This window comes from Terracoccus sp. 273MFTsu3.1 (assembly GCF_000383675.1).
Classification (GTDB): domain Bacteria; phylum Actinomycetota; class Actinomycetes; order Actinomycetales; family Dermatophilaceae; genus Terrabacter.
Genome location: NZ_KB911821.1, coordinates 792,746 through 801,053 on the forward strand (window position 1 = coordinate 792,746; position 8,308 = coordinate 801,053).

6 protein-coding genes are annotated in these 8,308 nt (G+C 70.2%); 1 reads left to right on the forward strand and 5 read right to left on the reverse strand.

Going from position 1 to position 8,308, the window contains the following annotated elements:
• Positions 1-20: 20 nt before the first annotated feature.
• Entirely contained in the window at positions 21-3,503 is a 3,483-nt protein-coding gene (rpoB, locus tag H283_RS0109355; protein WP_028785457.1) for a DNA-directed RNA polymerase subunit beta, read from the reverse strand.
• A gap of 499 nt (positions 3,504-4,002) precedes the next feature.
• On the opposite strand from rpoB, the gene H283_RS27630 reads away from it, so the two are divergent.
• Positions 4,003-4,533 carry a DUF4282 domain-containing protein gene (locus H283_RS27630; RefSeq protein WP_020143260.1) on the forward strand — a complete coding sequence of 177 codons (531 nt, stop codon included), beginning with the start codon at positions 4,003-4,005 and terminating at the stop codon, positions 4,531-4,533.
• A 108-nt stretch (positions 4,534-4,641) separates the two neighbouring features.
• On the opposite strand, the gene H283_RS0109365 is transcribed toward H283_RS27630, so the two are convergent.
• The 4 genes from H283_RS0109365 to H283_RS24570 all read right to left on the reverse strand — a co-directional run bounded on the left by H283_RS0109365 (position 4,642) and on the right by H283_RS24570 (position 8,079).
• Positions 4,642-5,724 (reverse strand): agmatine deiminase family protein, encoded by a 1,083-nt coding sequence (locus H283_RS0109365; protein ID WP_020143261.1) that lies wholly within the window; start codon positions 5,722-5,724, stop codon positions 4,642-4,644.
• Entirely contained in the window at positions 5,721-6,683 is a 963-nt protein-coding gene (locus H283_RS0109370; RefSeq protein ID WP_020143262.1) for a nitrilase-related carbon-nitrogen hydrolase, read from the reverse strand. The genes H283_RS0109365 and H283_RS0109370 overlap by 4 nt, the downstream gene beginning before the upstream one ends.
• Before the next feature lie 159 nt (positions 6,684-6,842).
• Positions 6,843-7,649 (reverse strand): hypothetical protein, encoded by an 807-nt coding sequence (locus tag H283_RS26575; RefSeq protein WP_156023068.1) that lies wholly within the window; start codon positions 7,647-7,649, stop codon positions 6,843-6,845.
• Complete coding sequence (locus H283_RS24570; protein WP_231372249.1) at positions 7,633-8,079, reverse strand: hypothetical protein; 447 nt, start codon at positions 8,077-8,079, stop codon at positions 7,633-7,635. Before H283_RS24570 ends, H283_RS26575 begins: the two co-directional genes overlap by 17 nt.
• Between the last annotated feature and the right edge of the window lie 229 nt (positions 8,080-8,308).

Genomic DNA, 8,308 nt, shown 5'->3' on the forward strand with positions numbered 1-8,308 from the left:
CTTGTCGTTAGGTGGCCTTCTCAGACCTCTTCGACGCTGGACGGCTCGCGCCGGCTCAGGTCGATGCCGAGCTCCTCCGCAGCGCGGAAGACCTCCTCGTCGGACTCCTTCATCTCGATCGTGGTGCCGTCGCTGCTCAGGACCTCGACGTTGAGACACAGGGACTGCATCTCCTTGAGGAGGACCTTGAACGACTCCGGGATGCCCGAGTCGGGGATGTTCTCGCCCTTGACGATGGCCTCGTAGACCTTCACGCGGCCGGGAACGTCGTCCGACTTGATCGTCAGCAGCTCCTGGAGCGTGTAGGCGGCGCCGTACGCCTCGAGGGCCCAGACCTCCATCTCACCGAAGCGCTGGCCACCGAACTGGGCCTTACCGCCGAGCGGCTGCTGGGTGATCATGGAGTACGGACCGGTCGAACGAGCGTGGATCTTGTCGTCGACGAGGTGGTGGAGCTTGAGGATGTACATGTAGCCGACGGCGACGGGCTCCGGGAACGGCTCGCCGGAGCGGCCGTCGAAGAGGCGCGTCTTGCCCGAGGCGTCGATGAGGCGAACCCCGTCGCGCGTCTTGAGCGTCGAGTCGAGCAGACCCGTGACGACGTCCTCGGAGGCACCGTCGAAGACCGGCGTCGCCACGCGCGTGCCCGCAGGGGCCTCGTGCGCGTCGGGCGCGATCTCCTTGGCCCACTCCGGGCTGCCCTCGATCTTCCAACCGCGCGAGGCGGCCCAGCCGAGGTGCAGCTCGAGGATCTGGCCGAGGTTCATACGACGGGGAACACCGTGCGGGTTGAGCACGACGTCGACCGGCGTACCGTCCTCGAGGAAGGGCATGTCCTCGACCGGGAGGATCTTGGAGATGACACCCTTGTTGCCGTGGCGGCCGGCGAGCTTGTCACCGTCGGTGATCTTGCGCTTGTTGGCCACGTAGACGCGGACGAGCTGGTTGACACCGGGCGGCAGGTCGTCGCCCAGGTCGGCACGGAACTCCTTGACGCCGATGACCGTGCCGGTCTCGCCGTGGGGCACCTTGAGCGACGTGTCGCGGACCTCGCGGGCCTTCTCACCGAAGATGGCGCGCAGCAGGCGCTCCTCCGGCGTCAGCTCGGTCTCACCCTTGGGCGTGACCTTGCCGACGAGCAGGTCGCCGTCGCGGACCTCGGCGCCGACGCGGATGATGCCGCGCTCGTCGAGGTCGGCGAGGACCTCCTCGGAGACGTTCGGGATGTCCCGGGTGATCTCCTCGGGGCCGAGCTTCGTGTCGCGGGCGTCGACCTCGTGCTCCTCGATGTGGATCGAGGAGAGGACGTCGTCCTGGACGAGACGCTGGCTGAGGATGATCGCGTCCTCGTAGTTGTGGCCCTCCCACGACATGAACGCCACGAGCAGGTTGCGCCCGAGCGCCATCTCGCCACCCTCGGTCGCGGGACCGTCGGCGATGACGCCACCGGCCTCGAGACGGTCGCCCTCGTTGACGACGACGACCTGGTTGTAGCTCGTGCCCTGGTTGGAGCGCGCGAACTTGGCGATGCGGTACGTCTGGTACGTGCCGTCGTCGTTGGCGACGGTGACGAGGTCAGCCGACACCTCCTGGACGACACCGGCCTTCTCGGCACGGACGACGTCGCCCGAGTCGAGGGCGGCGCGGAACTCCATGCCGGTACCGACGATGGGCGCCTCGCTCTTGACGAGCGGGACGGCCTGACGCTGCATGTTGGCACCCATGAGGGCACGGTTGGCGTCGTCGTGCTCGAGGAACGGGATCATCGCGGTCGCGGCCGAGACCATCTGGCGCGGCGAGACGTCCATGTAGTCGACCTCGTCGCCGGGGACGAGCTCGACCTCTCCACCCTTGGTGCGCACGAGCACGCGGTCCTCGGTGAAGTTGTTCTGCTTGTCGAGCGGCGCGTTGGCCTGGGCGACGACGTAGCGGTCCTCCTCGTCGGCGGACAGGTAGTCGACGTCGTCGGTCACGTGGCCGCCGGTCACCTTGCGGTACGGCGTCTCGATGAAGCCGAACGCGTTGATGCGACCGTAGGACGCGAGCGAGCCGATGAGGCCGATGTTCGGGCCTTCCGGCGTCTCGATCGGGCACATGCGGCCGTAGTGCGACGGGTGGACGTCACGGACCTCCATCTGGGCGCGGTCACGGGAGATACCACCCGGGCCGAGCGCGGACAGACGACGCTTGTGCGTCAGACCCGCGAGCGGGTTGTTCTGGTCCATGAACTGCGAGAGCTGCGACGTGCCGAAGAACTCCTTGATCGAGGCCACCACGGGGCGGATGTTGATCAGGGTCTGCGGGGTGATCGCCTCGACGTCCTGCGTCGTCATGCGCTCGCGGACGACGCGCTCCATGCGCGACAGGCCGGTGCGGACCTGGTTCTGGATGAGCTCGCCGACGGAGCGGAGGCGACGGTTGCCGAAGTGGTCGATGTCATCGACCTCGACGCGGACGTCGATCTCCTCGCCGTTCTTGACGCCCTTCATCGAGTCCTGGCCGTCGTGCAGCGTGACGATGAACTTGATCGTCTTGACGATGTCGTCGATCGACAGGGTCGAGTCGTTGATCGAGGCGTCGAGACCGAGCTTCTTGTTCACCTTGTAGCGACCGACCTTGGCGAGGTCGTAGCGCTTGCCGTTGAAGTAGAGGTTGTCGAGCAGCGTCTGCGCGGCCTCCTTCGTCGGCGGCTCGCCCGGGCGCAGCTTGCGGTAGATGTCGAGCAGCGCGTCGTCCTGGCCCTGGGTGTGGTCCTTCTCCAGGGTGAGGCGCATCGACTCGAACTCGCCGAACTCCTCGAGGATCTGGGCCTCGGTCCAGCCGAGGGCCTTGAGGAGCACGGTGACCGACTGCTTGCGCTTGCGGTCGACGCGGACGCCGACCATGTCGCGCTTGTCGATCTCGAACTCGAGCCAGGCGCCGCGGCTCGGGATGATCTTGGCCGTGTAGATGTCCTTGTCGGACGTCTTGTCGGGCGTGCGCTCGAAGTAGACGCCCGGGCTGCGGACGAGCTGCGAGACGACGACACGCTCGGTGCCGTTGATGATGAAGGTGCCGCGCTCGGTCATGAGCGGGAAGTCGCCCATGAAGACCGTCTGGCTCTTGATCTCACCCGTCTGGGCGTTCATGAACTCGGCGGTGACGAAGAGCGGTGCGTCGTACGTCTGGTCGCGCTCCTTGCACGACTCGATCGTCTTGCGGGTCTCCTCGAAGCGGTGGTCGCGGAACGACAGCGACATCGAGCCGCTGAAGTCCTCGATCGGGGAGATCTCCTCGAAGATCTCCTCGAGCCCGGACCGGTCCGGGACGTCGGTGCGCCCCTCGGCCTTGGCCGCGGCGACGCGAGCCTGCCAGCGCTCGTTGCCGAGCAGCCAGTCGAAGCTCTCCGTCTGAAGCGCCAGGAGGTCGGGGACCTCGAGTGGTTCGCGAATCTTCGCGAAGGACAGACGCCCCGAAGGGGTCTGTGCGGTGGACATGTTCGTCGCAGTACGCGAGGCAGCCAAGGAGGGTCCTTCCACGGGCCTTTTTCGAATCTTCAGATCCGCGTTGCCGCATGGCTCCGCTCGCGGGTCCCGAGGTCATACCGGATGCCGGATGGCATGGTGTTTGGCCTGACCGAGGTCGCGAAGGGTGGGCATGGGCAGCGCAAAGGCCTAGCCTACCGGTAAAGGGCAGGAGTGTCCAGCCGGGTCAAGGGACGGAGATCGTCTCCCGAGGTGCCCACCCGGTCTCGAACGACCGGGCGCCCTCGACGTGACCTGCCACGCCCCCCGGACCGGGAGCTCGCGATGCGAACGCGACGAATATGGCCCTCCGCGGGCCGGACGTCAAGACCCACGCCCTCGCAGGCGCGTCGCGACACGCCGCCGAGCACCGCCCGGAACCCCGCTGACCTGCACGAACACGGCGGCGCCGGGCCTCGATCAGGACCGTCGGGAGGGCCTCCGCCCTAGCATGGAGCACGCCAGAGATCCGTTGACGTCTCCTTCCGAGAGGGAAGCCATGTCCGATCCGAACCCGCCCGAGCAACCGTCCTTCAACCAGCCGGCCGGGAGCGACCCGACCACGCCGATCCCGAGCAGCCAGCCCAGCTCGCCCGCGCCCGGCGCACCGGGCGCACCGGGCGCGACCGGGGCACCTGGCGCAACCGGCGCACCCGTCGGCGGCAGCACGCCTCCCCCGCCGCCGCCCGTCGCACCGACCGGTGGACCGAGCGGGATGTCGAGCATCCCCGACCCCGCGCGCGAGGGGGCCGGCTTCTTCACGGCCCTCTTCGACTTCAGCTTCACGAACTTCGTGACGCCGATCCTCGTGCGCTTCGTCTACCTGCTGGCGACCGTGGCACTCGTCGCGAGCTGGCTCATCTTCGTCTTCGCCGGCTTCGCCAACAGCGTCGGCACCGGTCTGGCCGCGCTCATCCTCGGTCCGATCTTCGTGATCATCTACCTCGCCGTCATCCGCATGACCCTCGAGTTCTACCTGTCGGTCGTCCGGATGAGCGAGGACATCCACAAGCGCCTCCCCCAGGCCTGACCGGGCCCGGCCGACGCCCGGCTCCGCCACGTCGAGTGGGCACGTCCCCCCGGGGACGTGCCCACTCGGCGTTCCCGGGCACGCCTCGGACGGACGGTGCGGCCGGCCTCAGAGCGAGGGCTGCTGCTGGGTGATGCAGTGGATGCCGCCGCCACGGTCGAACAGCGGCCGTGCGTCGACGCCGACCACCCGTCGCCCCGGGTACGCGTCGGCGAGGACACCGAGGGACGCGTCGTCCTGCTCGTCCCCGAAGGTGCAGGCGATGACGCCGTCGTTGACGACGAGGTGGTTGATGTAGGACCAGTCGACGGGCCCATCGGAGTCGGCCAGGGTGCGCGGCGCCGGCACGCCGACGACCTCGAGACGCTCGCCCCGAGCGTCCCGCGCCTCCTCGAGAAGCTCGCGAAGGGTGCGTGACACGGCGTGGTCGGGGTGCGAGGGGTCCTGCTGCTCGTGGAGCAGCACGACGCCCGGGCTCGCGATGGTGGCCACGATGTCGACGTGGCCCCGGGTGCCGAACTCGTCGTAGTCGCGGGTCAGGCCTCGCGGCAGCCAGATGCACGTCGTGGCGCCGATGGTGCGGGCGAGCTCCGCCTCGACGTCGCTGCGCGTCAGCCCCGGGTTGCGGCCCGGGTCGAGCTGGACGGTCTCGGTGAGCAGCACCGTGCCCAGCCCGTCGACGTGGATCCCACCGCCCTCGTTGACGAGGGACGAGCCGACGATCTCGGCCCCGGACAGGCCGCCGACGAAGGCACCGATGCGCGCGTCGTGCTCCCACGTGGCCCACGACTGCGCGCCCCAGCCGTTGAAGACCCAGTCGACCGCCCCGAGCCGCGAGCCGTCGGCCGAGCGGACGAAGGTCGGGCCGATGTCGCGCATCCACGCGTCGTCGAGGGCGGCCGGGACGAGCTCGACGTCGGGGTGCAGGTGGCCCGCGGCGACGTCGAGATCGGCGGGGACGACGACCATGCGCACCGGCTCGAACTCGACGACCGCGTTGGCCACGGCGGCCCACGTGCGACGCGCCGCGGCCACCTCCTCCGGGGTCTCGCCGAGGGTGTAGCCCTGGCTCGGCCACGCCATCCACGTGCGGTCGTGCCGGTCCGTCTCGGACGGCATCGTCCAGCCGGGCCCCGACCCTGCCCCACCGGCCTCCGCCGCGGCGGCGCCGGTCACGGCGGCGTCGGTCACGGCGCCACCTCGCGACGGTGCTCCTCGCGCACGGGGGCGGTGAGGGCGGCATACGAGTCGGGACGACGGGTGGCGAGGAAGGGGAAGAGCTCGAGCCAGTCGCGCCGCTGCGCGAGGTCGAGGTCGGCGACGAGGACGGCGGCCTCGTCGCGGGGGGCCTGGACCAGGACGCGGCCGTAGGGGTCGGAGATGAACGAGCTGCCGTAGAAGGTGATGAGACCCTCCGTGCCGAAGCGGTTGGGCACGACCATGAAGAGGCCGTTGGCGATGCCGTTGCCGACGATGACCTGCTGCCACAGCGGCTGCGTGTCGAAGTCCGGGTGGTCGGGCTCGGAGCCGATCGCCGTGGGGTAGCAGAGCACCTCGGCGCCGCCGAGCGAGTAGAGACGGGCGACCTCGGGGAACCACTCGTCCCAGCAGGTCGGCAGGCCGAGCTTGAGCGACGGGTCGCCCAGTGCCACAACCGGATACGCGTCGTCGGGCGGACCCGGCCGGAAGTACTTGTCCTCGTAGTAGCCGGCCGTGACGGGGATGTGGGTCTTGCGGGTGCGGGCCACGACCTCCCCGCTCGGGGCGACGACGACCGCGGTGTTGAAACCGAGCCCGTCGCCCTCGTCGGCACGTTCGTAGAGCGAGGCGTGGACGTGGACGCCGAAGTCGCGGGCCGCCTCACGGGCGAAGGTCACGGTGGGTCCCGTCTCGAGGTCCTCGGCCGTCGCGGACGGGGTGCCCTCGGGGAGGGTGTCGGCGGGGTAGCGCGACAGGGTCAGCTCGGGCAGGAACACGATGCTGGCACCGGCCTCCGCGGCCGTTCGGATGCCGTCGCGGAGGGTCTCGACGAGGGCTGCCGGGTCGTCGACCCATTCGTGCTGCACGACGCCGACGCGCACCGGCGTGGCCTCCGGCTGGTCGACGCGGGCGAGGGACTCTGGGACGCCATTGGCCTGGATGAGCTTCACAGCGTGCAGTATGCCGCAGCGCCCGGCAGGCGGTTCGGGCCTCGACGCCCGGTGCCCGGCGCCGTCACCACCCCGGGCGCAGCACCGCGCACGCCGCCGTGGGCCGCTCGGTCCCGGACGACCTCTCGGGCGCCCGGGACCTTCCCCCTCGTTCCCCCGTCAGAAGGCGGACAGCTCGCTGACGAGCCAGCGGTCGCCCACCTTCCGCATCGTGGCGATGACCCGGTTCTGGTCGATCGCAGGTGCCTGCTGTGCCTTGGTGGTCGTGGCCTGGTTGACGAACGCCATGACCCGCACCGTCGTGCCCTCGCCGCCGTCGCCGTCGGCGTCCATGACACCCGCGTCGTAGACCTTGGCCTGGACGGTGGCGTCGTTCCTGACGGCCATCGGCTTGATGTCGGTGGCGGCGACCTTGGTGAACTGGTCCTTGAACGGGGAGGTCAGCTGCGGGGTGACCTCGCCGATGTGCTTGTCGAACGCGGAGCCGCTGTAGCTGAGCAGGCTCTCCAGCGTGGTCCGTGCCGAACCCACGGCGGCGGTCCGGTCGGTGTCGGACACCCCGGGGCGCAGGCCGTAGACGAGCGAGGCCGCGAGCACGGCGAGCGCCAGGGTGGCGCCGATGGCGGACGCCCACAGTCCGGCGGAGCCGCGCGAGCGCGTGCCGACGTCGGTCTGCCCGTCGTCCGCGGCCGCCTCCTGGCCGCTGGTCGGGCCCACCCGGCGCTCGTCGACCGCGGTCCCGCGGTCGCCCGCGGTGGTTCCGGTGGTGATCTCGGGGCTGGCACCGGAGGCGCCGCCCGTGCTCTCGCCGGTCGTGGACGGGCCCCGGTCGAGGACGATCGTCGAGGACGCGGGCGCGCCGGCACCCGAGGACCGGCGGCGGGCACCGGCCACGCGCTTGCGTGGGCTCGCGCCCGATGCAGCCGACGCTGCGACGGGACGGCGGGGGTCAGCTGACGAAGTCAAGGGTGCTCACCTTCCAGGCGTCGCCGACCTTCACGAGGTCGAGCCGGAGCCGGTACGTCTTCTTCTCGGCCTTGGGGGTCGATGCGTTCGAGGTGGGGGCGACGACCCCGACGATGACCTTGGCCGAGTCGTCGTCGCCCGACACGAGCGAGGCCTCGGCCCGCTCGACCGTCGAGACCGTCTTGTTGGCGGTGACGACGGGCTTGAGCTGGGCCAGGGTGGAGGCGTACTCCTTGCGGAAGGCCCCGGTCGAGTCGTCGAGCACGCGCTGGGTGTCGGCGTCGAACGTCGTGGCGTTCATCGTCACGAAGTTGACGGCGATCTGGCGCCCGGCGGCCAGGGCAGCGGCGCGGTTGTCGGCGTCGCGCTGCTGCTGCAAGGCCGAGCGCCCCAACGTCGCCGTGACGGCGAACGCCGCGAGCAGCAGCACGGCCGTGACGGTCCACAGCAGGCGCGAGGTGGGACGCCACGTGCGGACACCCCTAAGGCCCGCACGTGGCGCGTCGGGGGGACCGGACCCCACTGCGGCGTCACTGGGGTCATGAGGCTCGTGGCGCTCGTGGAGCCCGTGGGGCTCGCGGTCGGTGGAGCTCTCGGGCGACCGCTGGGATCGTGGCGGTCGCTCGGTCTCCGAGCGGGTGGTGACCATCGTCATCGAG

Excerpts from the sequence above, each read along its gene's own strand:
- H283_RS27630 (WP_020143260.1), top strand. The coding sequence starts at position 4,003 with ATGTCCGATCCGAACCCGCCCGAGCAACCGTCCTTCAACCAGCCGGCC.